Annotated in this window: 4 protein-coding genes; 2 read left to right on the top strand and 2 right to left on the bottom strand. The window is 39.3% G+C overall.

The features are described from left to right. The first annotated feature begins 114 nt into the window (after positions 1-114). Positions 115-471 (top strand): type II toxin-antitoxin system RelE/ParE family toxin, encoded by a 357-nt coding sequence (locus tag FTV42_RS16350; protein ID WP_000269911.1) that lies wholly within the window; start codon positions 115-117, stop codon positions 469-471. Further along, the gene (locus FTV42_RS16345; RefSeq protein WP_001140620.1) at positions 464-766 is read left to right on the top strand and encodes a helix-turn-helix domain-containing protein; all 303 of its coding nucleotides are present in this window, start codon (positions 464-466) and stop codon (positions 764-766) included. Before FTV42_RS16350 ends, FTV42_RS16345 begins: the two co-directional genes overlap by 8 nt. 43 nt (positions 767-809) lie before the next feature. Here the strand turns inward: FTV42_RS16345 and FTV42_RS16340 are convergent, their stop codons facing one another. After that, the gene (locus FTV42_RS16340; RefSeq protein ID WP_180039212.1) at positions 810-1961 is read right to left on the bottom strand and encodes an IS4-like element ISAbe18 family transposase; all 1152 of its coding nucleotides are present in this window, start codon (positions 1959-1961) and stop codon (positions 810-812) included. Between the two features lie 115 nt (positions 1962-2076). Then, on the bottom strand, positions 2077-2311 hold a 235-nt coding region (locus tag FTV42_RS16335), incomplete at its 5' end, for a type II toxin-antitoxin system RelE/ParE family toxin (RefSeq protein ID WP_180039211.1).

Raw genomic sequence — 2311 nt, 5'->3', positions numbered from 1 at the left:
AATATGAAAAACCCCGGCAGGATGCCGGGGTTTTTTATTGCCTATCATTTCTCATTTGCAAAACAAGCATAATGCTCCTAAAATATAGACTATAATCTATATTTTGGTTGTGGTATGTGGACAGTCATTACGACAGATCTATTTAATCAGTGGCTTGAACAGCAAGATGAATCGACACAAGAGAAGGTCCTAGCTGCCCTGGTTGTTCTACAGCAGCAGGGACCGAGTTTAGGCCGTCCTTTAGTAGATACTGTGTATGAGTCTAAATTTACCAATATGAAAGAACTGCGCGTTCAACATCGCGGTAGACCCTTAAGAGCTTTCTTCGCATTTGATCCCTTACGACAGGCTATTGTTCTATGTATTGCTGATAAAGGCGGTAAAAAGCGTTTTTATAAAGACATGCTGGATATTGCAGATGAACAATACCAACTTCATCTCACCACCCTAGGAGATAAATCTAATGGCTAAGACTCTACAAGAATTGTTAGCTAGCCGCTCTCCAGAGAGCCAAGCCCGTATTCAAAAAATGGCAGATGAATTACTGCTAGAAAATCAGCTTCATCTTATTCGTGAAGAACTCGAAATTTCTCAAAAAGAGCTTGCTGAAACTTTGGGAATAAAACAGCCATCGCTTTCAGCAATAGAAAATCGTGGCAATGATCTTAAGATTTCAACCATGAAAAAGTATGTTGAGGCAATGGGTGGGAAGCTCCGTATTGATGTAGAGCTTCCAACAGGAAAACATATAGGATTCAATGTGTAACGATAAAAAAGGTAGCTATAAGCCACTGCTGTCCCACAATTTTTCACAAGAGGAAGCTTAAATAAGCTTCCTCTTGTTTAATGGGTATTTTATCGGGTGAAAATAAAGCTTTTAAAGTTCTTCTTTCAAACAAATTCACTTGAATTATTCTGAGTAAACGTTGAACTGTCCAACCTGTTTTTCCTAAATGTCGAGCGAAACTCACCAATAAATAGGCGATCATCGCAATCCAGATTTGTGTCTGAATTGCGTTCCTGCTGCGGCCTAGAAACGCTTTTAATTTGAGATTCTGCTTAATCGCCTTAAAGAACAGCTCAACTTTCCAACGATCTTTATAAATCGCCGCAATGGTGGAGGCGGCTAAATGAAAGTTATTGCTGAGAAAGCTAAAGTGCTTGCCACTTTGCTGATCTCTATATTCAATTCTTCTTAACACTGGGGCTTTTCTTTTTAGGGCATGTGCGCTATTCAGCTGAATGGTTTCATCTTTTAGAATACCTTTGGATTCAAGCACTGGATGTTGCTGGATCACCTGATACACAGATTTAGGCCTAAAACGTGTGACAAATCCAATGTTTTGAGCAGTCAGATTTGCATACCATTGGTAATCGACATAGCCTTTATCAAAAACTACAATGCTGCCAGCAGGAAACTGGAATTTGCGGCCTTGTACCATGTCATTTTCTTTGCCATTTTCAACTGCAACAAACTCAGGAATATCATTGCTGTGATTCAATCCTATACTGAGTTTCATGCTGGCTTTTGAGTCGTGAACTTTGGCCCATTCACATAAGGAAAGCGACAGGTCAATATGACTGGCATCCAAGGAATACAAGGGATTCTTAAAGCGAAATTTATGAGCTACTTTTGAGTGTTCATAGTATTTAAGCAACTTGTAAAATAGCTGTTGATACAAGGCAGCAGGCTGCTGCTCATTGATTCGTGCCAGCGTGCTTCGGGGAATAGACTTTGCTCCGAGATGACTTAGCTTTTCCTGTTGGCACTCCAAATTGGATTGAATATCTCTCAGACTTTGCCTACAAGAGAATTGAGACATCAATATGGCAATAAACTGATCCCACCGGGAAGCCGCTCTAAATTTCTGTCCAACATGGTGTACTTTAGCAAGTTGTTCAAAATCCTGTCGCACAACAGGTTTAATTAGCTCATGAAATACGGTATTCTGATGTGACAAAACCTGAATCCTGGTCGTTAAAGTGTTTGTTTGCACTCATATTTTAACTGTTAGGACTCAGGTTTTTTTATTTAAAGCAAACTATGGGACAGCAGTGGGCATGCAGCTCCCATTTTTAGTCTTTTATCCGCTTTTTTGCTTCATCATAAACAATGCTATCAGCTCGTTTTCCAACGGTAATTAGCAAAATAACTACCTGATCATCTTTGACCTGGTAAACAAGTCGGACACCAGCTTTTAATAATTTTATTTTATAGCAGCCTGCAAGATCACCTTTAAGCATATTCTTTGGAATATGTGGTTGCTCTATTACCTTAGCTAATTTTTTCTTGAATTGATCTCGTATAGCA

Source organism: Acinetobacter sp. YH16052, from assembly GCF_013417155.1.
Lineage (GTDB): Bacteria > Pseudomonadota > Gammaproteobacteria > Pseudomonadales > Moraxellaceae > Acinetobacter.
Note: the sequence above shows the minus strand (reverse complement) of the source record. Positions and strands in the feature narration are given on the sequence as shown.